Consider the following 24954-nt stretch of genomic DNA (forward strand, 5'->3'; position numbering starts at 1 on the left):
TGTTGCCGAAAGGGAGCAGCAATGGAAGAGCGACGCAAGAATCATGCAATGGCCGCGACGGTTGAGAAGGCAATCCTTCTCAAGGACACCGTATCGGTACACCAAGCCGCAATTTACCTGGCCTCGGGTGGCGTGCCGCTCGACGTGACCGGGCGCGTCCTCACGACCCCGTACCGGCGCGGCATGGTGCGCTCCGGGGTCAGCGACGAAGCCTATACCAATCTGCCCGCCACCCCGGTGCCGCCAGTACGCGCGCCTGCCGCGCCGCTGGCGCGCGCAGCGGCACCCGCTCCCGCTCCCGTCCCCGCAGCGCCGCCGGCACCTGCTCCCGCTCCCGCACCTGCTCCCGCCGCCGCCGTCCCTGCGCCGGAGCCGGCCGTGCAAGCCGCCGCTCCCGCGCTGCCGTCGCCCTTGCGCGACGCCGATGCCGAATCGGACATGGTCAGCGTGCCCCTGATGGTGCCTGGCGCGCCGCCGGCGGCGCCGTCGTCCTGGCGCGACATCATCCATTCGGCCGGTCCGACCTTCCGCTAAACCTCCGCCGGCGCATTTGACTGTTGCAAAACGTTAACAATGCGTCGATGCGGCGGCGTATTTTTCATCCGCTCCTTTTGGTTTTCCGGCACGATGTTATTTCGTTGACACTGAAAATCGATGGGTGTTATATTCGTGTGCCCGAGATGGTAACGTTTCCAATTTAACGTTATCCCGGCCAGCGGACACAGATCCGCACACAAGGAGACAGGATGCACAGAGCACACAAGCTGGCGTTGGCGGCAGCGCTTGCGCTGGGCGCCTGCGCCACGGCGCACGCGGGGGCACCCACGGCCGGCGCGCCCCGGGCTGGCGCGCCCCGCGCCGAGGTCATTCACTGGTGGACCTCGGGCGGCGAATCGGCCGCCGTCAAGACCATCGCCGACGCCTACCGCGCCGCCGGCGGGGTCTGGGTCGATACCGCCGTCGCCGGCAACGAACAGGCGCGCGCGGTGGCGGTCAACCGCATCGTCGGCGGCAATCCGCCCACCGCCGCCCAGTTCAACGCCTCCATGCAGTTCCTCGACATCGTCGAACAGGGCATGCTCAATAACGTCGACGACATCGCCGCCAGGGAGCGCTGGGACACGACCCTGCCGGCGCCGATCCGCGACGTGATCAAGGTCAAGGGCCACTACTACGCGGTGCCGCTGAACGTCCACATGCCGACCTGGATCTGGTACTCGAAGGCGGCGTTTGCGAAAGCCGGCATCGCCAGGGAGCCGGCCAGCATGGACGAACTGTTCGCCGCGCTCGACAAGCTCAAGGCGGCCGGTTTGATTCCGCTGGCGCACGGCGGCCAGTCGTGGCAGGAGAACATCGTCTTCATGGCGGTGCTGGCCAATGTGGGCGGCAAGGATCTGTACCTGAGCGTGTTCCGCGAGCGCGACCAGCGCGCCATCGCCTCCGAGCCGTTCAGGCAGGTGCTGGTCGCCTTCAAGCGCCTGAAATCCTACGTCGATCCCGGTTCGCCCGGGCGCAACTGGAACGACGCCAGCGCGCTGCTGGTCAATAACAAGGCCGGCGTGCAGATCATGGGCGACTGGGTCAAGGGCGAATTCAACGCCGCCAGACTCACCGCCGGCAAGGAATACGGCTGCATCACCGGCTTCGGCCCCAAGGCCCCGTTCCTGATCCAGGGCGACGCCTTCATCTTCCCGAAGAGCGCCAGCGGCGACACGCTCAAGGCGCAAAAGCTGCTGGGCGGCGTGATGACCGCACCAAGCACGCTGGCCGCCTTCAACCGGGTCAAGGGCTCGCTGCCGGTGCGCACCGATGTCGACGCCTCCGCGCTCGACGCCTGCACCCAGGCCGCGATGACGGTGATGAAAGACCGCACGCGCCACGTCGGCAACGGCGAGGTATACCTCACGCCCGACCAGAACGGCGCGCTGGTCGATGTGCTGACCGCCTACTGGAACACCGCCATGCCGGTCGAAAAGGCGCAGAAGAACATCGCCGCCGCCTTGAAGCGCTGACCCCATGCGCCACCGCCATCCCCGGGTTCACAGATTCGCCAGGCAAGTCACCCCGTTCGCCGCGCTGCTGCCGATGGCGCTGACCGTCATCGTCGGCTACCTCGGCACGGTGCTCTGGTCGCTGCGCATTTCGCTGACCAACTCGCGCAGCTTCCCGTCCGATACCTTGGTCGGCATGGCGCAGTACACGCGCCTGTTCGAGAACGAACGCTGGCTGCTCTCGCTCAATAACCTGGCCCTGTACGGCGTGCTGTTCATCGGCGCCTGCCTGGTGATCGGCTTCCTGCTGGCCGTGTTCATCGACCAGAACGTGACCGGCGAAGGCGTGCTGCGCACGATCTTCCTGTATCCGTACGCGATGTCGTTCGTCGCCACGGGCCTGGTCTGGCAATGGATGCTCACGCCCGGCAACGGCATCGAACAAGCCGCGCACCAGTTCGGGTTCGCCGGTTTTTCGTTCGACTGGATCGTCGACCAGGACATGGTCATGTACACGGTGGTCATCGCCACCGTGTGGCAGGCCTCCGGCCTGGTGATGGCGATGATGCTGGCCGGCCTGCGCGGTATCGACGGCGAAATCTGGAAGGCCGCGCGGCTCGACGGCATTCCCGCCTGGCGCGTGTACCTGTCGATCGTGCTGCCGATGATGTGGCCGACCATCGCCACCGTGCTGCTGCTGCTCACGACCGCCGTGGTCAAGCTGTTCGACGCGGTCGTCGCCATGACCCAGGGCGGTCCCGGCACGGCCAGCGAAGTGCCGGCCAAGTTCATCATGGACCACCTGTTCGGGCGCGCCAACATCGCCCTGGCCTCGGCCGGCGCGGTGGTGCTGCTGGTGCCGGTGCTGGCCATGCTGGTGCCGTACGCGTATGCGCGCAGCCGCAAGGGGCGTGCATGAAGCGCCGCTCCTCGTACAAATTCGTCAACCCGGCGCGCGTCGGCATCTATGCCTTTCTGCTCACCGCCGCGCTGTTCTTCCTGCTGCCGCTGTACGTGATGCTGGTTACCTCGGTCAAGCCGATGGAAGAAATCCGGCTCGGGAACATCTTCGCGCTGCCGCTGCAGATCACCTTCGAGCCGTGGCGCAGCGCCTGGAGCGGCGCCTGCACCGGCGCCTCGTGCGAAGGCATCCGCGGCGGCTTCTGGAATTCGGTGGCGATCACCGTGCCGAGCACCATTCTGCCGATCCTGCTCGGCGCCTTGAACGGCTATGCGCTCTCGTTCTGGAAGCCGCGCGGCGCCTCGCTGCTGTTCGGGATACTGATGATCGGCGCCTTCATCCCGCTGCAGGTGATGATCTATCCGCTGGTGCGGGTGCTGGCCGCGTTCGGGGTGTTCGGGTCGCTGCCGGGCATCGTGCTGGTGCACATGATCTTCGCCATGCCGGTGATGACCCTGCTGTTCCGGAACTACTACGCGGCCGTGCCGCACGAACTGTTCCAGGCCGCGCGCATCGACGGCGGCGGCTTCTTTCGCATCTTCGCCTGGGTGATGCTGCCGATGTCGCTGCCGATCATCGTGGTCGCCGCCATCATGCAGGTCACCGGCGTGTGGAACGATTACATCCTGGGACTGGTGTTCGCGGGGCGCGACAACGCGCCGATGACGGTGCAGCTCAATAACGTGATCAACACCACCACCGGCACGCGCCTGTACAACGTCAACATGGCCGCCACCATCCTCACATCGCTGGTGCCGCTGGCGATCTATTTCATCTCAGGGCGCTGGTTCGTGCGCGGAATCGCCGCCGGCGCGGTAAAAGGGTAATCCATGTCGAATGTCTGTATCCGCAAGCTGTGCATCACCCTGGGTGGCAACGAGATTATCAAGGACCTCGACCTGGCGGTGGAGGAGGGCGAATTCCTGGTGCTGCTGGGGCCTTCCGGCTGCGGAAAATCGACCCTGTTGCACAGCATCGCCGGGCTGATCGACGTCAGCGCCGGCACGGTGGAAATCGGCGGCGAAGACATGACCGATGCCGACCCGAGCGAGCGCCACATCGGCATGGTGTTCCAGTCGTACGCGCTGTATCCGACCATGACGGTGGAAAAGAACATGTCGTTCGGGCTGCGCATCAACGGCACGCCCAAGGCGGAGATTGCGCGCCGCGTCAAGCGCGCCGCCGACATGCTGCATCTGGGGCCGCTGCTGGCGCGCAAACCGGCGCAGCTGTCGGGCGGGCAGCGCCAGCGCGTGGCGATCGGGCGCGCGCTGGTGCGCGAAGCGGGCGTGTTCCTGTTCGACGAACCGCTCTCGAACCTGGACGCCAAGCTGCGCGCCGAACTGCGGCGCGAACTCAAACTGCTGCACCAGAACCTGCGCTCGACCATGATCTACGTGACCCACGACCAGGTCGAGGCGATGACCCTGGCCACCCGCATCGTGGTCATGCGCGCCGGTAAAATCCAGCAGATCGGCGCCCCGGCCGACGTCTACGAACGGCCGGCCAACCTGTTCGTGGCCGGCTTTCTCGGTTCGCCGTCGATGAATTTCATCGACGGCGCGCTCGACCTGGATGGCTGCTTTGCCGGCAACGGCTTTCGCCTGGAAGGCGGCGCGGCAGGGGCGGCGGCGGGCCAGGCGCTGGTGCTGGGCATCCGCCCCGAACACATTCGCATCGCCGACGACGGCGCGCTCGAAGGCAAGGTGGCGCTGGTCGAACCGATGGGCAACCACCAGATCGTGTGGGTCGCCACCGCCGGCCAGCAGCTTTCGGCCATCGTCAACGACACGCGCGTGTTCGCGCTGGGCGAGACGGTGCGCTTCGCGGTCGACGCGGCGCGCGTGTCGCTGTTCGACAAGGCCAGCGAACAGCGCCTGTGATCGGGACTGGCACTGGGACTGCAATTCGGACTGGAAAGGCGGGCGCGGGCCATGCATAATTCGCCGTTTGCGGTATGCTTCCGCTGTATTTACTAAACTGATGGTCTTGAATTGAACAAGCAAAGGATGCCGTGGCCAATATCAAAGACGTAGCACGCCTTGCCGGCGTAGGCCTGGGAACCGCGTCGCGCGTGGTCAGCGGCAAGGGCTCGGTCTCGCCGGCGACGCTCGAACGGGTCAGGAAAGCCATCGCGGAACTCGATTTCCGGCCGTCGCACGCGGCGCGCTCGCTGTTGTCGGGCACCTCGCAAATGATCGGCGTGTACATTCCGGTCCTCAAGGGCACCTTCTACACCCCCATCCTGCAGTCGATCGACACGGCGCTGCGCGCGGCCGGCCTGCACATGGTGGTCGCGTTCGGGGTCGGCTCGGGCGATGCGCGGCGCCAGGCCATCGAAGGCATCGACTTCCTGATGGAGCGCGGTTGCGACGGCCTGATCTTGCTGACCAATCTCCTGACCGACGACGACATCGCCGCGCTCGGACCCAAGCAGTCGCGCGTGGTGGTGCTGGGGCACAGTCACGAGAGCATTCCCGAACAGTGCTTTTCGGCCGACCACACGCAGGGCGGCATCGCGGCGGCGCGCGCGCTGCTGGAGCACCGCCACCGCAAGATCGCCGTGATCGCCGGGCCATCGACCTCGCCCGACAACGTCGAGCGCATCGCCGGCTTCATGGGCGAGTTGGAGCGCAACGGCATCGCCACCGACAAGATGTGGGTGGCCGAGAGCGACTTTTCGCCTCAGGGCGGGTGGGACGCGGCGGCCGAACTGGTCGCGTCCGGGCACACGTTCACGGCCCTGTTTTGCGCCAATGACGAAATGGCGGTCGGCGCCTTGTCGTACTTCCAGGACGCGGGGCTGTCGGTGCCGGGCGACGTCTCGGTGCTCGGCTACGACGATACGCCGAGCGCGCAGTTTTCGGCGCCGCGCCTGACGTCGGTGCACATTCCATGGCGCGACGTGACCCTGAACGGGCTCAATGCGCTGCTCAATCGCTGCTACGGCAGCACGCATCCGGTGGCGCGCGAGTTTGCGATCAGCGTCACCGCGCGGGCCTCGCTGGGCAAGCCGGCCAAGCGCCGCGCGGAGTAGGCCGGGGCGGCCTGGCCGCCGATTTACGCAATCTTATGATTGACAAAATTCCTTCATCATCGCACTATTGATCTTCGGTTGGGAGCGTTTCCAACTTCTGGCAGCAGCAGAACGGACCCTGGTACCGGTTTCCACCGCCAGGCATTTCCACTTTTTCGCACTGACACCATGATCAAGCAATCCTGTCTTATCGCAGCCATCGCGCTGCTGCACGCCAGCCACGCCGGCGCCGCTCCCCAAACCCTGACCGACTGGCCGCGCGTACGCAGCGCCGTCGCCCCGGACGCCGCGCTCGAAGCCAAAGTGGCCGGCATCGTGGCCGGCATGACGCTCGCGCAAAAAGTCGGCCAGATGACCCAGCCCGAAATCAAGGCCATCACGCCCGACCAGGTGCGCGAGTTCTACATCGGCTCCGTATTGAACGGCGGCGGCAGCTGGCCGAACGGGAACAAGTACGCCACCCCGGCCGAGTGGGTGGCGCTGGCCGACAAGTTCTACGACGCTTCGATGAACACCGACATGAAAGTCAAGGTGCCGGTCATCTGGGGCATCGACGCCATGCACGGCAACAGCAACGTCTACGGCGCGACTCTGTTCCCGCACAATATCGGCCTGGGCGCGGCGCATAACAAGAAGCTCGCGCTGCAAATGGGCGAGGCGGTCGGCAAGGCAGTGCGCGCGACCGGCATTAACTGGGTGTTCGCACCGACGGTCGCGGTCACGCGCGACGATCGCTGGGGCCGCACCTACGAGAGCTTTTCGGAAGATCCGGCGCTGGTCAACAGCTACGCCGCCGAGTACGTGCGCGGCATGCAGGGCAAATTCCGCGACGACGCCAACGTGGTCGCCACCGCCAAGCACTTCATGGGCGACGGCGGCACCGACCAGGGCAAGGACCAGGGCGTCACAAAGGCGACGCCCGCGCAGATGATGAATATCCACGGCGCCGGCTACTACAGCGCGCTGGACGCCGGTGCGCAGACGGTCATGGCCTCGTTCAACAGCTGGGTCGACGTGTCGACCGGCCTTGATCACGGCAAGGTCCACGGCAGCAAAGTGCTGCTGACGGATATCCTCAAGACCAACATGGGCTTCGACGGCCTGGTGGTGAGCGACTGGGACGGCATCGGCCAGGTCAAGGGCTGCCGCAACGACAGCTGCGCCCAGGCGATCAACGCCGGCATCGACATGGTCATGGTGCCGAACGACTGGAAAGCCTTCATCGCCAACACCATCAAGCAGGTGGAAGCGGGCGAGATTCCGATGGCGCGCATCGACGACGCCGTCACCCGCATCCTGCGCGTGAAGCTGCGCGCGGGCCTGTTCGGACACAAGCCGTCGTCCGGCAAATACGCCGGCAAGCTTGACGCGCTGCAGGCGCGCGCGCTGGCGCGCCAGATGGTGCGCGAGTCGCTGGTGCTGCTCAAGAACGACGGCGGCGCGCTGCCGCTCGCACGCGGCAAGAAGATCCTGGTGGTCGGTAAAAGCGCCGACGACCTGTCGCTGCAAACCGGCGGCTGGTCGCTGACCTGGCACGGCACCGACAACAAGAACAGCGACTTCCCCAACGGCGAGACCATCCTGGCCGGCATCAAGGACGCCGCCGGCGCCGCCAACGTGAGCTACAGCGCCACCGGCGAGGGCGTCGACGTGGCCGCCTTCGATACCGTGGTGGCGGTCATCGGCGAAACCCCGTACGCGGAGTTCGGCGGCGATATCGGCCCGTCCGGCACCTTGCGCCACAGCGGACGCCATCCGGAAGACCTGGCCGTGCTGAAAGCCGTCGCCGGCAAGGGCAAGCCGGTGGTCACGGTGCTGGTCGCGGGCCGCGCGTTGTATACAAATGACCTGATGAATCTGTCCGACAGTTTTGTCGCCGCCTGGCTGCCTGGCTCGGAAGGCAAGGGCGTGGCCGATGTGCTGTTCAAGGGAACCCATGGCTTCAAGGGCAAGCTGTCGTTCTCGTGGCCCAAATCGATCTGCCAGGCGACGGTGAACGTGGGCGACGCCGATTACGCGCCGCTGTTCAAGACCGGCTACGGCCTGACCTACGCCAGCAAACACAAGGTCGGCCAGCTCGACGCCAGCTATGCCGACGGCGGCTGCGGCGTGACCAACCTGTACCCGGTATTCAACCAGTCGGACCGCGCCACCTGGCCGCTGTACGTGGTGGCGGGCGAGCAGCGCAGCGCGCTCGGCGCCGACTTGAACAAGACCGTCACCCAGCCCGGCGTGAAGATCGAGACCTCCCAGGTCAACACCCAGCAGGATGCCAAGAACGTCTTCTGGAGCGGTCCGGCGCGCCTCGAAGCGCATGGTTCCAAGGCGATTGCCTTGCCGGCGTTTGCGACGAAGGATGGGGCGCTGCAGTTCGATACCATCGTCACCAGCGCGCCGGCCGGCAAGGTACTGGTGTCGATGGACGGCGCAGCGCTCGACCTGACGGCGGTGTTCAAGGGCCTGGTGGGCAAGGCCAAGCAGACCGTCAGGATTCCGCTGGCCTGCTTCACGGCCAAAGGCGCCGACCTGGCCAAGGTGCAAACCCCGTTCGCGGTGGCCAGCGACGCGGCCTTTAACGCGGCCTTTGCCAATATCGAGGTGGCCGGCGGCGCCGCGCTCGAGAAGGATGCGCTCAAGTGCGCCGACCTGAAGTGAGTGCCGGCGTCCCCCCGAACCGGCGCCCGCGCATGCGGATCGGGTCGGGGCGGGCGCCATCCGGGCGCACGCCAGAAGTGGCCGCTCGCGCAGCCGTGTGCGGCGCGTCGGGTATCATTCCGGCTGCGCGGCGGTGCCGCGCGTACGTACACGGCCCGGCCGAACCTCGCTTGTCCGCTTGCGGACAGGCGCCGGTCCGCAAGGCCATGGCCGGCGTTTGCGCGGCCTGGATACCCACGTATCCGGTCGCGCAAAAGTCTCCCGCGTTCCTCGGTGTGCCGGCGATGTTGTCGGAACAGATGAAAGGGGGCTTGATCACCATTAAGGAGTAGCATGCAACACGTATTGACAGCCAGGCCCGTGCCGCAGGCGCACGGCGCGCAGCAGGGCCATACCGGCCCGCTCATCATCATTACCATCCTGTTCTTCATGTGGGGTTTGCTGACCTCCATGAACGAAGTGCTGATTCCCCATCTGAAGTCGGTGTATGAACTGAGCTACCTGCAAGCCATGCTGGTGCAGCTGTGCTTCTTCGGTGCCTATTTCATCGTGTCGCTGCCGGCCGGGATCCTGATCAAGAAAATCGGCTACCAGAAGGGCGTCGTGGCCGGCCTGGTGATCGCCGCCATCGGCTGCGCGATGTTTTATCCGGCCTCGAACGCCGGCTATGCTCTGTTCCTGCTGTCGCTGTTCGTGCTCGCTTCGGGCATCACGGTGCTGCAGGTGGCGGCCAATCCGTATGTCACGGTGCTGGGCGATCCGGCCACCGCATCGAGCCGCCTCACGCTCACCCAGGCCTTCAATTCGCTCGGCGCCACCGTGGCGCCGTATCTGGGCGCGCTGCTGATTTTGTCGAGCGCCGTACTCAGTGCGGACGCGCTGAAAAAACTGCCGGCCGCCGGGCAGCTGGCTTACCGCGCGCAGGAAGCGGCCACCGTGCAGGTGCCTTACCTGGTGATGGCGGCGGTGCTGCTGGCGCTGGCGGCGTTCTTCGCGCTGGCGCGCCTGCCGGCGATTGCCGACACCGGGGCCGGCGCCGACATCGCCCATACCGACGACAAGACCTCGGCCGCCGGCTACCGCCACCTGGTGCTCGGCGCGGTGGGGATCTTCTTGTATGTGGGGGCGGAAGTGAGCATCGGCAGCTTCCTGATCAACTTCATGGGCGAAAAACACATCGCCGGCTTCAGCGCCGACACCGCCGCCAAATACGTCACCATCTACGGCGGCGGCGCCATGCTGGGCCGCTTCATCGGCTTTGCGGCGATGCGCTACGTCAGTCCGGGCCGGGCGCTGGCCTTCAACGCGGCCTGCTCGATCGCGCTGATCATGGTGGCCGTGTTCGGCAGCGGCATGACGGCGATGTGGGCGATCCTGCTGGTCGGCCTGTGCAACTCGATCATGTTCCCGACCATTTTCAGCATGGCGCTGCACAAGCTGGGCAAGTTCACGGGGCAGGGATCGAGCATCCTGTGCATGGCCATCGTCGGCGGCGCACTGGTGCCGCTGGCGCAAAGCGTGCTGGCCGATGCGTTCGGCGTGCAGCTGTCGTTCCTGGTGCCGGCCGCCTGCTACCTGTTTGTCATCTATTACGGTCTCAAGTACGCCAGGATGTACCAGGGCTGATCCGGTTTCGCCGCAGACCGACACTGCCGCTTGCCGGCGGTGTTTTCTTTTGCGGACGCGGATTTGGTTGAACTTGCGGGGGCGGGGCACGGTCCAAAAGGGACAGGCATCCGCGCGCGGGTGCCAACCCCAACCTCATCAGGAGATCGACATGTTCAACAAGAAACCAGGATTCATCGGCATGTGCGCTGCCGCCGCGCTGTGCGCCAGCGTCGCCGTCCATGCCCAGACCGGCGCGACGCAGTCCGGCAGCCAGGGCGCCAGCGGACAGGCCGGCACCGCCACCGCCACCGGCACGGCAGCGCTCGCCAGCGCCGACCGCAAGATCGTCACCGACCTTGCCATGGCCAACATGGCCGAGATCGAATCGGCGCGCACGGCGCAAACCAAGAGCCAGAACGATGACATCAAAAAGTATGCGCAGCAAATGATCGACGACCATACCAAGGCGCTGGGCGAGGTGCGGCAACTGGCGCAGACCAAGGGCGTCACCTTGCCATCCACGCTGGACCGCGCGCACCAGGCCCGGGCCGACAAGCTGGCCGCGCTGTCCGGCGATGCCTTCGACCGCGCCTACATGGCGCAGGCCGGCGTGGCCGAGCACAAGAAAACCCACAGCATGTTGACCAAGGCGCAGGGCCGCGCCAAAGATCCCGATATCAAGGCGCTGCTTACGCGCATGACACCGACCGTCGAGCAGCATCTGAATGCGGCGCAAGAACTGCACGGCAAAAACAAGGCCATGGGCAGTTCGGGCACGGCGACGGAGAAGTCCGGCCAGTAAACAACGCGGCAGGCATGCAACGCGGCAGGCATGCGCGCACGGCACGCCGCCGGTATCGGCGGCGGAGGGGCGGCGGGCACGAGCTGAGCGGTCACGCTACAATGACCGTTCATGCTCGCCATTCTCGCCATTACCTTTCCGTTTTTCGCACTGGTCCTGTGCGGCTACCTTGCCGTGCGGCGTCATCTGCTGCCGCAACTGGCCATTCCGGGCCTGAACAGCTTCGTCCTGTATTTTGCGCTGCCGTGCCTGCTATACCGCTTCGGCTCGACCACGCCGCTGACGCAGCTGCTCGATGCGGGGCTGTTCGGCGTCTACCTGCTGTGCGCGCTGGCGACGGTGGGCCTGGCCATGCTGGTCACCGTGCGCCGCGCCGGCTGGAACGATGGCGCTTTCGGGGCGCTGGTGGCGGCGTTTCCCAACACCGGCTTCATGGGTGTGCCGCTCCTGCTCGCCCTGCTCGGGCCGCGCTCGTCCGGGCCGGTGATCGTGGCGCTGGTGGTCGACCTGGTGATCACGACCTCGCTGTGCATCGCCCTGTCGCGTCTCGGCCCGTCTGGCGGGCAGAGCAGTGCCGCCGCCCTGCGCAATGCCTTGAAAGGCATGCTGCGCAACCCCATGCCCTGGTCGATCCTGCTGGGGGCGCTGGCATCCGGCATTGGCCTGGTGCTGCCCAAACCGTTGACGAACACCATCGGCCTGCTGGCCGACGCCGCCTCGCCGGTGGCCCTGTTCACCATCGGCGCGGTGCTGGCGCGCTCGCAGATGAATGCCAGCGGCGCCACCGCGCTGGCCGATTTTGTCCCGATTGCGCTGATCAAGCTGCTGATCCACCCGCTGCTGCTGCTTGCCATCGGGCACGCCGCCGTCAAGCTGGGCGTTCCCATCGACCCGGCCGCCCTGACGGTCCTGGTGCTGGTCGCCTGCCTGCCCAGTGCCAGCAACGTGGCGCTGCTGACCGAGCGCTTCGGCGCCGACACCGGCAGGGTGGCGCGCATCATCCTGGTCTCGACCGCACTGTCCTTCCTGAGCTTTTCGGCGGCCGTGTCGTTGCTGATATGAAACATTTCTGACTTCTGGAAGCCTGTTTGTGAAATAATAACGGGCGAGTCCATCGACGATGTGGCGGCAAATTCAGGGGTTTCGATTGCTAGAAATGTTTGCAGTGGAGCAGGAACTGGCGCAACTGGAAGAGGAGCTGTCTTCCCAGTATGGCCTCGCGCGCCTGAAGCCGATGCTGGCGCTGGCCTGGCACCTGCGCCAGCGCGACCCTGTGCGCGCGCGCGCCCTGTCGCTTGACGCCGCACCGCTGCTGGCGCTGCTCCCCGAACCGGAACGCCGCCTGGAACAGGCGCGCTGCCAGCTGATCGACGGCGAAGCGGCCTGGCTGGCCGGCCAGCTCGACGCCGCGCGCGCCCTGGCCGACACGGCCTGGGCCGAATTCCACCGCCAGGACGACTCGATCGGCAGCGCCGACGCGCGCTGGCTGCGCGCCTGGATCGAGGTCGATCGCGGCAACGCCGCCGCCAGCGACGCCGAACTGGCGGGCGCCGCGCATGACGTCTGGCGCGCCGGCGACCGTTTGCGCGCCGACGTGATCGACGCCGCCGCCGCCCTGTTCGCGGTGTTCCGCAACCTGCACTCGGCCAATGAACGCTGGGGCAAGCGCTTCGACCCGGCCGAAAAAGGCCTGCACCCGGCCGCCGCCGGCTGGATCAACGACTACCTCGGCACCGCCGCCTTCCAGGCCAGCGACTTCGGGCGCGCCATCGGCCTCTTGATGAACACCTTCGAGGCGGCGCTGGCCACCGGCCAGGTGCGGCGCGCGATCAACGTCGCCACCAACATCGGCAACGCCTTCACCAGCCTCAATGCGCACCACGCCGCGCTCGAATGGATGCAGCGCGGGCTGGACCTGGCGCGGCCCACCGGCTGGCCGATGAGCATTGGCCTGGCCCTGATGCAGACCGCCGAAACCTTGCGCCAGCTGGGCCAGCGCGAAGCGGCGCTGGAACTGCTGCACGAAGCGCTGGCCACGCTGGCGCCCATGTCGGGCTCGCGCGCCTACGCCATCGCGCTCGAATACGAAGGCGACCTGGCGCTCGACGGCGGCGATTATGCGGCGGCGCTGGCGAGCTTCGCGCGCCTGGAAGCGCGCGGCGAAGCGCTGCACCAGGCCGACTTTCAAAGCGGCGCGCGGCGCGGCCAGGCGCACGCGCTGTCGCACATGAACCGCCCGCACGATGCGCTCGACAAGGCCGCCGCCGCGCTGGCGCTGGCGCGCGAACACGGCGACTCGTACAACCAGATCGCCGCGCTCAAGGTGCTGGCCGAGATTCACGCGCGCCACCGCTTGCCCGGTCCCATCCCGCTGGAGGCGCCCAGCCCCGCGCTGCATTACCTGCGGCAGGCCATGGCGGTGGCGGCCACCATCGACGGCTACACCGTGCCGGGCGACCTGTATGACGCGGTGGCGCGCGAATACGCCAGCGTGGGCGACTACCCGCAAGCCTACGAGATCGCGCTGCGCGCCGGCGCCGCGCGCGACAAGACCCACAGCCAGGAAGCGACCAACCGCGCGGTCGCCATGCAGGTGCAGTACCAGACCGAACGCGCCAAGACCGAAGGCGAGCATCACCGCCAGCTGGCCGCCGCCGAAGCCAAGCGCGCCGAGGTGCTGCAGCAGACCAGCGCCACGCTCGAACACTTGTCGGCCATCGGACAGGAGATCACCACCCACCTCGACGCCGCCGCCGTGTTCCGCGCGCTCGACCGCCATGTGCACGGGCTGCTCGATGCGACCCACTTTTCCATCTTCCTGATCGATCCGGACGGCAGTTCGCTGCGCTGCGCGTTCGGCGTGGAAGCGGGCAAGGCGCTGCCGCCCACGCGCTATTCGCTCACCGACGAACACGCCAATTCGGCGCGCTGCGTGCGCGAGCGGCGCGAGATCGTGCTCGACCTGAACGCCGGCGACGACATGCCGAACCTGATCCCCGGCACCCTGCCGACACTGAGCCTGCTGTTTGCGCCGCTGCTGATTGGCGACCGGGTGCTGGGCGTGATGACGGTGCAGTCGCTGCAGGCGAACGCCTACCGCGAACGGGAGCGGCTGATTTTCCGTACCCTGTGCGCGTACGGCGCCATCGCCCTCGACAACGCCGGCGCCTATCTGCAGGTGGCGGCCACGCTCAAGGCCCTGAGCGCGACCCAGGCCCAGCTGCTGGAGAAGAACCTCGAACTCGAGCAAGCCTACAAGGCGCTGGAAGAAGTGAGCCTGACCGACCAGCTGACGGGCCTGCGCAACCGCCGTTTCTTCTTGCAGCACGTCGATGCGGATGTCGTCATGAGCCTGCGCGGCTACGACGACCCGCTGCGCAACGGCGCCGTCGAGCGCGAAAACGCGCCCGGCAAGGACCTGGTGTTTTTCATGGTCGACCTGGACCACTTCAAGCAGGTCAACGACCTGCACGGCCACGCGGCCGGCGACGCGGTGCTGGTGCAGATGCAGGAGCGCCTGCGCGAAGTGTTCCGCGAGTCCGATTACCTGATCCGCTGGGGCGGCGAAGAATTCCTGGTGCTGGCGCGCGCCACGCACCGCGACGACGCGAAAGTGGTGGCGGAACGGATTCGCCAGGCTGTCGCCAACCGCGACTTCGTGCTGCCCGACGGGACGGCCGTGCGCAAGACCTGCTCGATCGGGTTTGCGTGCTTTCCGTTCGTGCCGGAAGAACCACGCCTGCTGTCGTGGTCCGAAGTGGTGGAGCTGGCCGACCAGGGCCTGTACCTGGTCAAGCGCTCCGGGCGCAATGCCTGGGCCGGCATCTACAGCACACCCGACACGCGGCACGAGGGCGTTTTCGCGCGCCTGATCCACCATCTGGACCAGGCGCTGACCGATGGCGAGGCCCGCCTGGTGACCAATATCGACGAGGTGCAGGTCGGCGCCGGCGCCAAGACGCGGCGCCTGGTGCTCTCGTCCGACAAAGTCACGCCGCGCTAGCGGGCTGTCAGGCTTCGGTGCGGCGCCGCATCGCCTGCGCCATCGGCGCATCCATGGCCGCCATGACCGTTTGATGGTCGTTCTGCGAGCGGTTCTGGCTGACCTTCCATTTGCCGTGCATGCGCGTGACCGGAATCTCGATCCCGACGATCATCTTCACCAGCCGTTCGATGAAGCCGGGCGGGGCGTCGTCCATGGTCCATGGCGCCGCCTGCGCCGCTTCGTGGCGCGCGGTCAGGCGCGCCAGCAGCGCGAGTATCCACGCCGGGTCTTCGATGGCGCGCAGTGTGCCGTGCGCGTGCACCACGGCGTAGTTGTAGGTCGGGACCACTTTGCCGTTGATCTTCTTGTCTTCGTACAGTGCCGGCGTGATGTAGGCCGACGGACCCTGGAACACCACCAGCGTCTCGCCCTCGTGGCGCCAGAGCGGATTGGCGCGCGCCACGTGGGCGCGCAGGATGCCGAACGGTGCGTCGGCTTCCGCGCCGGCATCCGCAGGGTCGATCACGAACGGGATGTGGTTGGCGTCCAGGCCGGCGTCGCCGTGCGTGACGACGGCGCCCAGCGGGTGAGCGTCGATCAGGCCATGCAGCAGGGCGGGGCGGATCTCGTCGAAACAGGAAGGTCCGTACATCTTATGCGCTCCCTTCGACCACCACGTCGGCCTTGATCGAATTGGCGATGTAGCACTGCGCGTGGGCGGCGTGGTGCAGGGCGTCGAGCTGGGCGCAATCGGGACCGGTGCCGTCGGCGAAGCCGATCGCGGGACGCAGCACGATGCGGGTCATCGCCATCTTGCCGTCGGCGTTTTTGCTCATGGTGCCGAGGGCGTGGTCACGGTAGTCGTCCACCACGTGGCCGGCGCTGGCGGCCAGCGCGAGGAAGAACAGCATGTGGCAGCTCGACACGGCGGCGACCAGCGCTTCTTCTGGATCGACGGCGGCGGGGTCGGACATCGGCAGCGCGACCGACAGCGGCGAGGAGGAGGCGGGTACCCGCAGGCCGCCGTCGAAGGTCCACGCGTGGGCGCGGCTGTAGCGCTTGTCCAGGAATGGCTGCGCACCGCGCTGCCAGGCCAGTTGTGCTTCGAATTGCTGCATTTCTTCTCCAGAGGGACATGTCAACCGCCGCGTCGTTCCCGCGCAGGCGGGAACCCAAGTTCACGGCGGATCGCAGATGCCTTGGATTCCCGCCTGCGCGGGAATGACGGGATAGCGTTCATCTTATGCGCCACTTTGGCTTGCTCAAATATCCAATTCGCGCGATTATGTGAAGACCAATTTTGAGATCGCCATGCTCGTTGCCGACATCCTCTCCGCCTTGCCCCTCGCGCGCGGCACGCAAGACCCCCTGTTCCGCCAGCTCTACGCGCAGATCAAGGACGCCATCCTGCGCGGCACGCTCGGCGCCGGCATGCAGCTGCCGCCCACGCGCGAACTGGCGCGCCTGCTGTCGGTGTCGCGCCAGACGGTGCTCAACGCCTACGACCAGCTCAGCGCCGAAGGCTACCTCAGTGGCGCCGTCGGCAAGGGCACCTACATCAGCGAGCACCTGGCCCAGGCCGCGCCCGGCCCGCAAGCCATCGGGGCCCCGCAGGCGCCCATGCGCCCCCTCTCCGCGCGCGGCGAGGCCTACGCCACGGCCATGGAAAGCGTCGGCTTCCATCAAGGCAAACTGCGCCCTTTCCGCGTCAGCATGCCGTCGCTCGACCTGTTTCCGTTCGATGTATGGAGCCGGCTTGAGGGGCGGCGCTGGCGCCATCCCGACTACCACATGGGCTACAGCGACCCGGCCGGCTACGCGCCGCTGCGCGAGCTGCTGTGCGTCTACCTGCGCGCCTCGCGCGGCGTGAACTGCACGCCCGAACAGGTGGTCATCACCTCCGGCTCGCAACAGGGCCTGTTCCTGCTCTCGCAACTGCTGCTCGCGCCCGGCGACGCCGTCTGGGCCGAGTCGCCCGGCTACCAGGGCGCCAGCGCGCCGCTGTTCGCCGCCGGCGCCAGGGTGTGCACGGTGCCGGTGACGGCCGACGGCATGGACGTCGCCTACGGCATTGCGCATTACCCCGACGCGCGCATGGTGCTGGCCACGCCCTCGCACCAGCTGCCGCTGGGCGTGACCATGAGTTTGCAGCGCCGCCTGGAGCTGCTGCGCTGGGCCGCCGCCAAACGCGCCTGGATCATCGAAGACGACTACGACAGCGAGTACCGCTACACCGGCCCGCCGCTGGCCTCCCTGCAAAGCCTGGACCGCGCCGGCTGCGTGCTGTACGTCGGCACCTTGTCGAAGGTGCTGTTCCCCGGCCTGCGCCTCGGCTACATCGTGGCGCCGCCGGCGCTGGTGGAGCCGGTGGTGCGCGCCAAGGCGGTGATGGACCGCCACACGGCCATCGTGCCGCAGATGGTGCTGGCCGACTTCATGGCGGACGGCCATTTTGGCCGCCATATCCGGCGCACGCGCGACGCCTACGGCGAACGGCGCGCAGCGCTGCTGGACGCCATCGCCGCGCGGCTGGGCGAGACGGTGATGACCGGCCCGTCCGACGCCGGCCTCGATCTGGCCGTGCATTTCCTGCGCGGCCACGATGAAGCGGCGGTGGTGGCGCGCGCGCTGGAGCAGGGCATCGAAACGCGCGCGCTGGCCTATTATGCGAACCGCCTGGCCACGCCCGCGTGCGCATTCGCGCCCGGGCTGCTGCTGGGGTTTTCGTCGCTGACGCCGGCGCAGATCGTGCACGGCATCGATGTGCTGGCGAAGGTGCTAAGCCTGCCGCGTTGAACTATACTGATGTCATGACTATTGAACGCTGCTCCTGGGCCAACACGGCCAATCAACGCTATCTCGATTACCACGACCACGAGTGGGGCGTGCCTTGCCACGACGAGAACACGCTGTTCGAAATGCTCAATCTCGAAGGCGCGCAGGCGGGCCTGAGCTGGGAGACCATCTTGAACAAGCGCGATGGCTACCGCCTCGCGTTCGATCACTGGGATGCCGAAAAAATCGCCCGCTACGATGCCGCCAAGGTGGCCGAGCTGCTGGCCAATCCCGGCATCGTGCGCAACAAGCTCAAAGTGGCCGCCGCCATCACCAACGCCCAAGCCTACCTGCGCCTGCGCGCCGAGGGCAGTTCGCTCGACGCCTACCTTTGGGGGTTTGTCGACGGCCAGCCGATCGTCAACCACTACAGCGCCGACGAACGCTCGCCGGCCAGGACCGAGCTGTCGGACCGGCTCTCGAAAGACCTGCTTCAGCGCGGCTTCAAGTTCGTCGGTTCGACCATCGTGTACGCCTACATGCAGGGCATCGGTATGATCGACGACCATGCCGCCAACTGCTTCCGCCAAGCGAAGCGGCGCGCATGAACTGGCAAACCATCTGGAGCGAACGCGCCCATTTCGTCATTTTCGATGCCGCCTACGGCGACGGCGCGGCCTTTCAAAAGACGCTGCACGCCTGGCGCAACGACCCGCAGCGGCCCGCGCGCCTGCATTACATCGCGCTGGCCAATGACGCGCTGCCCGGCTACCGGCGCATTCCGCAGATTGAAGACGCGGTCACGCTCGACCTGCTCACCGCGCCGCTCGATAGCGCGCTCGAACAACTGACTGCGCGGCTCGACGCGATCTGGCTGCACGACGTCCGTGACGCCGGCACCCGCTTCGCGCACGCGCTGGGCAAGCTGGCCGCACCCGGCGCGCTGCTCGACGCCGAGGGCCTGACGCACACGCAGATGGAATCCCTGGCGCACGCCGGCTTTGCCTGGGAACCCGGCGTGCAGCGCGCCGTCTACGCCAGCCGCCGCCCGCAGGCCGAGGCAGCCGCGCCGCGTGCGCGCCATGCCATCGTGATCGGCGCCGGCCTGGCCGGTGCCGCCGCCTGCGAGCGCCTGTGCGCGCGCGGCTGGAAGGTGACCTTGATCGAACGCCACGCGCAGCCCGCACAGGAAGCGTCGGGCAACCGGGCCGGCATCAGCATGCCGCTGCTGTCCAGGGACGACAACCTCATGACGCGCCTGTCGCGCGCGGCCTTCCTGTATGCGCAAGCCTACTGGGACCGCATCGGCGAAAACGGCATCGCCAGCGCCCGCTGCGGCGTGCTGCAACTGGCGCGCGACGCCGCCCACGCCGAGGTACAGCGCGCGATCGCGGCAGGCCGCGCGTATCCGCCCGATTTTGCCGAATGGCTGGAAGCGCCCGCCGCAACCGAACTGCTTGGCGCGTCCGCACCGGATGGCGCCTGGCTGTTCCGCCAGGGCGGCTGGATGCGTCCCGCCAGCGCCTGCGGCGCCATGCTCACCGCCTGCGGCGAGTCACTGGTACGGCACTTCGGCGCCGGCACCGTCACGCTCGGCAAACGCGGCGCCGACTGGTGCGCCATCGACGCCGCCGGCGAGGTGCTGGCGCAAGCGCCGGTGCTGGTGCTGGCCAACGGCACCGGCGCGGCCAGCGTGCCGCTGGCGGCCGGCCTGCCCCTGGCCGCCGTGCGCGGCCAGGTCACCCATCTTGCCGAAGCTGGCGCGCCAGCGCTGCCCTTCGTGCTCTGTCGCGAAGCCTACCTGACCCCCGCCGTCGGCGGCCTGCACAGCCTGGGCGCCAGCTACGACGACGATGCCGACCCGTCCCTGCGCCAGGCCAGCCAGGACGAGAACCTGGCCAAGATCCGCACCATGCTGGGCGACCCCGCACTGGGGCGCGACGCGCCGCTGCTCGGGCGCGTGGGCTTTCGCTGTGTGGCGCCGGACCGCATGCCGCTGGTGGGCGCCTTGCCCGACCCGGACGCGGCCGGCCGCATCGAACGCCTGCGCGACGTGCCGCGCCACGACGGCGTGTATGGTCTGCTGGGCTACGCCTCGCGCGGGCTGACCTGGGCGCCGCTGGCGGCCGAACTGCTGGCCGCGCAACTCAATGGCGAGCCGCTGCCGCTCGAAGCCGACCTGGTCGCGGCGCTCGATCCGGCCCGCTTCCTGTTGCGCGACCGGCGCCGCGGCGAGGTAGGATAGCGAACCGGGCGTCTTGTCATCCGGTTATAATTGGTATGTAGCAACTTTTTGCAAGCAATCGCCGCGCCCAGCGTGGCTGGAGCCGATCACGATGGACGATGCGCCCGAGTCGAACGAGCTGTTTCTGTTTCTTGCGTCCACCGCGCACGATATGAAAAACTCCGTCAGCGTGCTGAGCGGCACGCTGGAAACCCTGCTCGCGCAAGCCGCGCCCACCAGCGCGAGCGAGGCCGCCTATCCGCAGATGGCGCACATGCTGTACCAGACCAAGCGCCTCAACGACAACCTGATCCAGCTGCTGGCCTTGTACAAGCAGGTCGGCAAACCTGCCTATCCGTTCGACATGCAGCCGCTGGCGATGGGCGACCTGGTGGCGCAGGTGGCGGGCGCGAGCCGCGTGCTGCTCGACTCGCGCCACATCAAGCTCGAAACGCAGGCCGACCCCGAGCTGGTCTGGCATGTGGACGAAGACCTGATCGTCGGCGTGCTCGGGCATGCGATCAACAATGCCATCCATTACACCAAAGACACGATCCGCCTCGCCATCGAGGTGGTCGACGGCGACCTGGACATCCGCATCGAAGACAATGGCGGCGGCTATTCAAACGCCATGCTGGAGGCCGGTGTGTCGGCCATGCACGGCGCCAGCGCCGGCGTGAACTTCTTGACCAACAGCACAGGCCTGGGCCTGTATTTCTCCAGCGAAGTCGCCAAAATGCACAAACACCGCCAGCGCAGCGGCCGCCTGCGCCTGGAAAACGGCGGCGCGTACGGCGGCGCCTGCTTTGTGCTGAGCCTGCCATGATCGTCGATCCCAAGCCCACCGCCAACCTGGCCACCAGCATCGACCTGGTCGACTGGGCCAGCAAGAATTACCTGGTGGTGGATGACTTCATCGGCATCCGCCAGTTGCTGCGCGAAAGCTTGCGCAACCTGGGCGCCAAGAATATCGACCAGGCGTCGAGCGGCGGCGAAGCCATCGCCATGCTGGCGCGCATCCGCTACGATGTGGTGCTGTGCGACTACAACCTGGGCGAGGGCAAGAACGGCCAGCAAGTGCTGGAAGAGGCGCGCGTGCGCAATTTGCTGCTGCCGAGCAGCGTCTGGCTGATGGTGTCGGCCGAGAAAAGCGTCGAGTCCGTGATGGGCGCGGCCGAGCACCAGCCCGATGCCTACCTGATCAAGCCGATCACCGAGGGCGTGCTGCTGACCCGCTTGAACCGCGTGTGGCAGAAGAAACAGGTGTTCAAGCAGATCGACCAGGCATTTGCCGAAAAGGATTACCTGCGCGCCGCCAGGATGTGCGATACCCAGATCGCGGCCAACAAGGTGCACGAAATGGAATTGTTGCGCATGAAAGCGCGCCTGATGCTTAAAAGTGGCGAGCCGGAAAAAGCGCGCGAAGCCTACGAGCGCGTGCTGCAAGAGCGCGATTACCAGTGGGCCAAGTCGGGCCTGGCCAGGATCCGCATGGCCAATGGCGAGTACGAGCAGGCGCGCCAGATGTTCCAGGGCGTCATTTCGGAGAACCGCTACTACATTGACGCTTACGATCAGTTGGCGCTCACTTACCAGAACATGGGGCAGATGGAAGAAGCCTGCGCCGTGCTTGAGCGCGCCGCCAAGCTGTCGCCCAATTCGGTGATGCGCCAGCGCTCGCTGGGGCAGGTATCGCTCAAGCTGGGCAATGTGCCGATGGCTGAGAAGGCGTTCCGCAAGTGCATTTCGATCGGCGAATATTCCGTCATGAAAACGGTGGACGCCTACCTCGGCCTGGCGCGGGTCTGCGGGCTCAAGCTGGAAACCAAGGAAGCGATGCAGTTGCTGGTGCTGGCCCAGCGCGAGTTTGCCGGCGAGCAAGTCCAGCTGCGCTGCAAGATTACCGAAGGCATGGTCCACCACGAGAGCGGCGACTTCCAGCGCGCGCGCCAGGCTGGCGACGAGCTCGACGAGCTGCTGGTCGCCAATCCCGAGCGCCCGGATACGCCCACCTGCCTGGAACTGGCGACCTTGCTGTTTTCTGTCGGGCACCGCGATTCCCCGGTCGAGCTGCTGTGTTACGTGATCAAGAACAATCACGACAACCTGCAACTGCTCGACGACGTGCAAAAAATCTTCGACCGCGCCCACATGAGCGACGAGGGGCTGGCGCTGATCCGGTCGTCGAAGAAAGAAGCGAGCGACCTGATGAATCAGGGAGTGTCGCTATGGAAAACCGGCAAATTGCCCGAGGCGGTGGCCTGGATGCGCAGCGCGCGCCTGAGTTTGCCGAACAACCTGCGCATCCTGTTCAACTCGGCGCAAATCCTGATTTCGCACATGCAACAGCACGGCTTCGACGCCGAACTGGCGGCCGAGGCGACCGAGGTGTTGCTTCACGTCGACAAAATTCTGCCCGGGCAACAGCGCTTCGCCCAGCTCATGGAACAGCTCGCCGCACTGGCGCCGGGAGCGGCCGATCGGGCCGATGGCATTGATCCAGCCTGAGCCGTTTGCACGTTTGCCATTGCCCCGACGCTTGCTGGTGATAAACTGCTCACTGCGCGGAAGTTTCCGCATTCAAGAAGAAAGGGACGTACATGCGCGACATCGCAAATGAAGTCTATGAAAAAATGCGTGTAGGCAGCAGTGCATGGATTCGGCCAGTGGCCGCCAAGGGCGATACCGTGCCCTCGTTCCAGGCTGTGCATGAGCAAGTCAAACAGATGGCGGAAGATGGTTTGATTACCATTTCGACCATCAAACGCCAGGAAGATGGCTTGATCGACGCGATCAGGATTCAGCGGCTGGCGTAAGTGCTGTCTTTCAGCATTGAGCCACTGGCGCAAGCGCTGGTTTGATAGCGCAGCTAATACCCTCAAAACCGTCATTCCTGCCACTGGCAGAAATGACGGTTTTGAGGTTAACGGGACTGACGGTTTTTCGTGATAATGACGCTTCTTTAAGAAAGCGCCTTTAACCTAAGCGTCGCTTTTCGGCTTGGCGCGGCGCGATGCGGCCCTGGTCGCACTCTCCGGCTCGGCTGGATTCGCATTGGTCGCGCCATCCGACGCTTGCGTCGCCGATTTTCCTGCAGCATCTCCCGCCTGGCCGGCCTTGTCGGCGCCCGGTTCCGGCGTCATCGCCGTCGTTACCGCCTGATTAAACTGTTCCTGCAGCATGTTCCACCACGCCACGGGATTGTTCAGCGCGTTGACTGGCGGTGCGTCCTTCTGTTCCTTGGCGGGCTCGGGCGCAGGTGCCTTGGCGGGTGCCGGGGCCGGCTGGCTGAAAAATGCCGACGCGAATGGCGCCGCCGCCAGCACCGATTTTTCATCCGCACCCGGCTGCTTGACGGCCGCCGCCAGGGTCGCACCCATCGATTTCAGGGTGGCGATCGTGCCGCGCTGCACTTCCATCGTTTGGATGGTGCCGCGCAGCATCGATACATTGATGTTGAGCCAGGCCTCAACGGCTTTCAGGTCGGCGATTTTCTTGTCCAGCTCGTCGAGCGAGACGGGCGGCATGGCCATGTTGGGGAAGTTCATCCCCGGCACGGCCATGCTTCCCCACAAATTCTTGACGAAGTCCAGCGTGTCGGTCACGGCGCCGACACCGGGGATGTTGGGCATGGGTGGTTTCAGCATGGAAGTCTCCGTAAAGTAGAAGCCTGAGCGTAGCAGATAATTATCATCCTATCAAAGCTAGTTGTGCGAGGTGCAAAGCGCGCACGGGGCGGTGTCAGCGGGAAAAGCGCCAGACACGTTAAACTGTGGCCATGACGATCGCCTCCTTCCTATCCCAACGGCGCCGCGCCCTGGTGATCGGCGCGGCGACAGTCCTGTTGCATGTCCTGGCGATCGACTTTGTCGGCGCGCGCATCGGACTGGTGCCGCTTGACAGGCCCGCGCCCGCGCCAGACCCGGTGACCATCGTCGCGCTGCTGCGCGCACCCGCGCCGGTTCCGCCCCCGAAGCCGCCGCCGAAGCCGGCGCCAGCGCGTCCGCGTCCGGCCCCCAAGGCGCTGCCGCTGCCCGCCGCGCCGCTGCCCGAGGCAAGCGCCGAGGCCGACGCCGGCCCGGCCGACGGTGCTGGCGAGACTGCCGATGCGGCAGCGGCGCCCAACCAGGCGAGCGCTGCCGAGGTGGCGCCCGCCGTGGCACCGGCTTCCGAGCCGCCCGAGCCGCCCGAGCCGCCACCGGTGGCCGAGGTGCCGCCGCCCGAGCCGGTCAAGCCCGCGCTCAAGGTCAGCCTGCCGCCATCGGCCGAGCTGAACTTCGACGTGGCCCGTACCGACCGCGACGGTGGCACCTGGTCCGGGCTGTCGACCATTTCGTGGAAGCAAGCCGCGGGCGCCTACAAGCTGTCCATGGAAGCGAGCGTGAGCGTACTGCTTGCACGCCTCAACCTGGTGCTCCTGAACAGCGAAGGCACGGTCGGCGCAGGCGGCATCGTGCCGCGCATCACCACCGAAAAGCGGCGCGGCAAAAGCCAGACGGCCACCCATTTCGGCGGACCGGATGGCAAGATCACCTTTTCGGCTTCCGAGCGCAGCTATCCGATGGTACCCGGCGCCCAGGACAAGGCGACCTTCCTGATGCAGCTGGCCGCCATCGGACGCGCCGACAGCGCCCAGTTCGCCAGCGGCGTCGAACTGTTCGTCGGCGAAGAAAAAGACGCCAACCCGTTCGGCTTCGTGCTGGTCGGGCAGGACAACATCAACACCCCGATGGGGCCGCTGGCGACCTGGCACCTTGCCCGTCCGCCGCGTCCGGGGGCTTACAACTCGCGCCTGGATATCTGGCTGGCGCCAGCGCACAACTGGTATCCGGTGCAGATCCGCAATACCGAATCGAACGGCTCGGTCACGACCCAGACCATCCGCAAGATTCTCATCACTGATTTAGGAAACTGAT

At 66.6% G+C, this 24954-nt stretch carries 21 protein-coding genes; 18 read left to right on the plus strand and 3 right to left on the minus strand.

Going from position 1 to position 24954, the window contains the following annotated elements; all coding sequences use genetic code 11:
- Positions 1 to 48: 48 nt before the first annotated feature.
- The 11 genes from F2P45_RS35425 (at position 49) to F2P45_RS05090 (ending at position 15057) form a co-directional block, all read left to right on the plus strand.
- A complete protein-coding gene (locus F2P45_RS35425) occupies positions 49 to 534 on the plus strand; it encodes a hypothetical protein (protein ID WP_187367142.1) in 486 nt (161 codons plus the stop codon).
- Between the two features lie 212 nt (positions 535 to 746).
- Positions 747 to 2012: an ABC transporter substrate-binding protein gene (locus tag F2P45_RS05045; protein ID WP_166871077.1), complete on the plus strand. Its 1266-nt coding sequence runs from the start codon at positions 747 to 749 to the stop codon at positions 2010 to 2012.
- Between the two features lie 4 nt (positions 2013 to 2016).
- Positions 2017 to 2910: a carbohydrate ABC transporter permease gene (locus F2P45_RS05050; protein WP_166871078.1), complete on the plus strand. Its 894-nt coding sequence runs from the start codon at positions 2017 to 2019 to the stop codon at positions 2908 to 2910.
- Positions 2907 to 3779 carry a carbohydrate ABC transporter permease gene (locus F2P45_RS05055; RefSeq protein ID WP_166871079.1) on the plus strand — a complete coding sequence of 291 codons (873 nt, stop codon included), beginning with the start codon at positions 2907 to 2909 and terminating at the stop codon, positions 3777 to 3779. The genes F2P45_RS05050 and F2P45_RS05055 overlap by 4 nt, the downstream gene beginning before the upstream one ends.
- Positions 3780 to 3782: 3 nt before the next feature.
- Positions 3783 to 4835, plus strand: a complete 1053-nt coding sequence (locus F2P45_RS05060) for an ABC transporter ATP-binding protein (protein WP_166871081.1) — start codon at positions 3783 to 3785, stop codon at positions 4833 to 4835.
- Positions 4836 to 4966: 131 nt separating this feature from the next.
- Positions 4967 to 5989, plus strand: coding sequence for a LacI family DNA-binding transcriptional regulator (locus F2P45_RS05065; RefSeq protein ID WP_166871082.1), 1023 nt, complete (start codon positions 4967 to 4969; stop codon positions 5987 to 5989).
- Positions 5990 to 6157: 168 nt separating this feature from the next.
- Positions 6158 to 8644, plus strand: a complete 2487-nt coding sequence (locus F2P45_RS05070; RefSeq protein WP_166871084.1) for a glycoside hydrolase family 3 protein — start codon at positions 6158 to 6160, stop codon at positions 8642 to 8644.
- A gap of 333 nt (positions 8645 to 8977) precedes the next feature.
- On the plus strand, positions 8978 to 10270 hold the full coding sequence (locus F2P45_RS05075; protein ID WP_166871085.1) for a sugar MFS transporter: 1293 nt from the start codon (positions 8978 to 8980) through the stop codon (positions 10268 to 10270).
- 151 nt (positions 10271 to 10421) lie between these two features.
- On the plus strand, positions 10422 to 11054 hold the full coding sequence (locus tag F2P45_RS05080; protein WP_229504919.1) for a DUF4142 domain-containing protein: 633 nt from the start codon (positions 10422 to 10424) through the stop codon (positions 11052 to 11054).
- Between the two features lie 111 nt (positions 11055 to 11165).
- Positions 11166 to 12116 carry an AEC family transporter gene (locus F2P45_RS05085; protein WP_166871087.1) on the plus strand — a complete coding sequence of 317 codons (951 nt, stop codon included), beginning with the start codon at positions 11166 to 11168 and terminating at the stop codon, positions 12114 to 12116.
- A gap of 94 nt (positions 12117 to 12210) precedes the next feature.
- The gene (locus F2P45_RS05090) at positions 12211 to 15057 is read left to right on the plus strand and encodes a sensor domain-containing diguanylate cyclase (protein ID WP_166871089.1); all 2847 of its coding nucleotides are present in this window, start codon (positions 12211 to 12213) and stop codon (positions 15055 to 15057) included.
- A gap of 7 nt (positions 15058 to 15064) precedes the next feature.
- Here the strand turns inward: F2P45_RS05090 and F2P45_RS05095 are convergent, their stop codons facing one another.
- Both F2P45_RS05095 and F2P45_RS05100 read right to left on the minus strand, forming a co-directional pair.
- Entirely contained in the window at positions 15065 to 15691 is a 627-nt protein-coding gene (locus F2P45_RS05095; protein WP_166871091.1) for an FMN-binding negative transcriptional regulator, read from the minus strand.
- Position 15692: 1 nt separating this feature from the next.
- Positions 15693 to 16157, minus strand: a complete 465-nt coding sequence (locus F2P45_RS05100) for an OsmC family protein (RefSeq protein ID WP_166871093.1) — start codon at positions 16155 to 16157, stop codon at positions 15693 to 15695.
- 193 nt (positions 16158 to 16350) lie between these two features.
- On the opposite strand from F2P45_RS05100, the gene pdxR reads away from it, so the two are divergent.
- From pdxR to F2P45_RS05130, 6 genes are all read left to right on the plus strand, one after another.
- Positions 16351 to 17835: a MocR-like pyridoxine biosynthesis transcription factor PdxR gene (gene pdxR, locus F2P45_RS05105; protein WP_166871187.1), complete on the plus strand. Its 1485-nt coding sequence runs from the start codon at positions 16351 to 16353 to the stop codon at positions 17833 to 17835.
- 14 nt (positions 17836 to 17849) lie between these two features.
- Positions 17850 to 18422 carry a DNA-3-methyladenine glycosylase I gene (locus tag F2P45_RS05110; RefSeq protein WP_166871094.1) on the plus strand — a complete coding sequence of 191 codons (573 nt, stop codon included), beginning with the start codon at positions 17850 to 17852 and terminating at the stop codon, positions 18420 to 18422.
- Complete coding sequence (mnmC1, locus tag F2P45_RS05115; RefSeq protein WP_166871096.1) at positions 18419 to 20059, plus strand: FAD-dependent 5-carboxymethylaminomethyl-2-thiouridine(34) oxidoreductase MnmC1; 1641 nt, start codon at positions 18419 to 18421, stop codon at positions 20057 to 20059. Before F2P45_RS05110 ends, mnmC1 begins: the two co-directional genes overlap by 4 nt.
- A 91-nt stretch (positions 20060 to 20150) precedes the next feature.
- Entirely contained in the window at positions 20151 to 20864 is a 714-nt protein-coding gene (locus tag F2P45_RS05120) for a sensor histidine kinase (RefSeq protein ID WP_166871098.1), read from the plus strand.
- Complete coding sequence (locus F2P45_RS05125) at positions 20861 to 22546, plus strand: tetratricopeptide repeat-containing response regulator (protein WP_166871100.1); 1686 nt, start codon at positions 20861 to 20863, stop codon at positions 22544 to 22546. Before F2P45_RS05120 ends, F2P45_RS05125 begins: the two co-directional genes overlap by 4 nt.
- 92 nt (positions 22547 to 22638) lie before the next feature.
- Positions 22639 to 22854: a hypothetical protein gene (locus tag F2P45_RS05130; protein WP_099874024.1), complete on the plus strand. Its 216-nt coding sequence runs from the start codon at positions 22639 to 22641 to the stop codon at positions 22852 to 22854.
- A 165-nt stretch (positions 22855 to 23019) separates the two neighbouring features.
- Here F2P45_RS05130 and F2P45_RS05135 read toward each other — a convergent pair whose 3' ends face one another.
- Positions 23020 to 23685 (minus strand): PhaM family polyhydroxyalkanoate granule multifunctional regulatory protein, encoded by a 666-nt coding sequence (locus F2P45_RS05135; RefSeq protein WP_229504920.1) that lies wholly within the window; start codon positions 23683 to 23685, stop codon positions 23020 to 23022.
- Positions 23686 to 23816: 131 nt separating this feature from the next.
- Here F2P45_RS05135 and F2P45_RS05140 point away from each other — a divergent pair, with 131 nt between their 5' ends.
- Entirely contained in the window at positions 23817 to 24953 is a 1137-nt protein-coding gene (locus F2P45_RS05140) for a DUF3108 domain-containing protein (RefSeq protein ID WP_166871102.1), read from the plus strand.
- The last annotated feature ends 1 nt before the right edge of the window (position 24954 follow it).

Source organism: Massilia mucilaginosa (genome assembly GCF_011682145.1).
GTDB lineage: Bacteria > Pseudomonadota > Gammaproteobacteria > Burkholderiales > Burkholderiaceae_D > Telluria_A > Telluria_A mucilaginosa.

What these genes read in the sequence shown, in the direction of transcription:
- F2P45_RS35425 (WP_187367142.1), top strand. Translation starts at nt 49, where the DNA reads ATGGCCGCGACGGTTGAGAAGGCAATCCTTCTCAAGGACACCGTATCG.
- F2P45_RS05045 (WP_166871077.1), top strand. Translation starts at nt 747, where the DNA reads ATGCACAGAGCACACAAGCTGGCGTTGGCGGCAGCGCTTGCGCTGGGC.
- F2P45_RS05050 (WP_166871078.1), top strand. Translation starts at nt 2,017, where the DNA reads ATGCGCCACCGCCATCCCCGGGTTCACAGATTCGCCAGGCAAGTCACC.
- F2P45_RS05055 (WP_166871079.1), top strand. Translation starts at nt 2,907, where the DNA reads ATGAAGCGCCGCTCCTCGTACAAATTCGTCAACCCGGCGCGCGTCGGC.
- F2P45_RS05060 (WP_166871081.1), top strand. Translation starts at nt 3,783, where the DNA reads ATGTCGAATGTCTGTATCCGCAAGCTGTGCATCACCCTGGGTGGCAAC.
- F2P45_RS05070 (WP_166871084.1), top strand. Translation starts at nt 6,158, where the DNA reads ATGATCAAGCAATCCTGTCTTATCGCAGCCATCGCGCTGCTGCACGCC.
- F2P45_RS05075 (WP_166871085.1), top strand. Translation starts at nt 8,978, where the DNA reads ATGCAACACGTATTGACAGCCAGGCCCGTGCCGCAGGCGCACGGCGCG.
- F2P45_RS05080 (WP_229504919.1), top strand. Translation starts at nt 10,422, where the DNA reads ATGTTCAACAAGAAACCAGGATTCATCGGCATGTGCGCTGCCGCCGCG.
- F2P45_RS05085 (WP_166871087.1), top strand. Translation starts at nt 11,166, where the DNA reads ATGCTCGCCATTCTCGCCATTACCTTTCCGTTTTTCGCACTGGTCCTG.
- F2P45_RS05090 (WP_166871089.1), top strand. Translation starts at nt 12,211, where the DNA reads ATGTTTGCAGTGGAGCAGGAACTGGCGCAACTGGAAGAGGAGCTGTCT.
- F2P45_RS05095 (WP_166871091.1), bottom strand. Translation starts at nt 15,691, where the DNA reads ATGTACGGACCTTCCTGTTTCGACGAGATCCGCCCCGCCCTGCTGCAT.
- F2P45_RS05100 (WP_166871093.1), bottom strand. Translation starts at nt 16,157, where the DNA reads ATGCAGCAATTCGAAGCACAACTGGCCTGGCAGCGCGGTGCGCAGCCA.
- pdxR (WP_166871187.1), top strand. Translation starts at nt 16,351, where the DNA reads ATGCTCGTTGCCGACATCCTCTCCGCCTTGCCCCTCGCGCGCGGCACG.
- F2P45_RS05110 (WP_166871094.1), top strand. Translation starts at nt 17,850, where the DNA reads ATGACTATTGAACGCTGCTCCTGGGCCAACACGGCCAATCAACGCTAT.
- mnmC1 (WP_166871096.1), top strand. Translation starts at nt 18,419, where the DNA reads ATGAACTGGCAAACCATCTGGAGCGAACGCGCCCATTTCGTCATTTTC.
- F2P45_RS05120 (WP_166871098.1), top strand. Translation starts at nt 20,151, where the DNA reads ATGGACGATGCGCCCGAGTCGAACGAGCTGTTTCTGTTTCTTGCGTCC.
- F2P45_RS05125 (WP_166871100.1), top strand. Translation starts at nt 20,861, where the DNA reads ATGATCGTCGATCCCAAGCCCACCGCCAACCTGGCCACCAGCATCGAC.
- F2P45_RS05130 (WP_099874024.1), top strand. Translation starts at nt 22,639, where the DNA reads ATGCGCGACATCGCAAATGAAGTCTATGAAAAAATGCGTGTAGGCAGC.
- F2P45_RS05135 (WP_229504920.1), bottom strand. Translation starts at nt 23,685, where the DNA reads ATGCTGAAACCACCCATGCCCAACATCCCCGGTGTCGGCGCCGTGACC.
- F2P45_RS05140 (WP_166871102.1), top strand. Translation starts at nt 23,817, where the DNA reads ATGACGATCGCCTCCTTCCTATCCCAACGGCGCCGCGCCCTGGTGATC.